Origin of the sequence: Neobacillus niacini (assembly GCF_023715415.1) — a bacterium.
GTDB lineage: Bacteria > Bacillota > Bacilli > Bacillales > Cytobacillaceae > Neobacillus > Neobacillus niacini_C.
This window is the reverse complement of the sequence record NZ_JAMBOB010000108.1, coordinates 1-240: the sequence shown is the minus strand read 5'-3', so window position 1 is coordinate 240 and position 240 is coordinate 1. Positions and strand designations below refer to the sequence as shown.

At 43.3% G+C, this 240-nt stretch carries 1 rRNA gene; it reads left to right on the top strand.

Annotated features, from left to right (window positions below):
* Positions 1 to 92: ribosomal RNA gene (locus tag M3189_RS26785) — 16S ribosomal RNA — on the top strand; the annotation flags it as partial.
* Between the last annotated feature and the right edge of the window lie 148 nt (positions 93 to 240).

Genomic DNA, 240 nt, shown 5'->3' with positions numbered 1-240 from the left:
TAAGGAGCCAGCCGCCTAAGGTGGGACAGATGATTGGGGTGAAGTCGTAACAAGGTAGCCGTATCGGAAGGTGCGGCTGGATCACCTCCTTTCTAAGGATAATGCAGTCCTTGACGGACTGATAAAAAGTTGACTGTTACTTGTTTGTTTAGTTTTGAGAGTGCAATTTCTCTCGAAACATTCGTTCCTTGAAAACTAGATAATCGTAAGAAGAAGTCAAAGTAAAACCGAGAAAAAGCC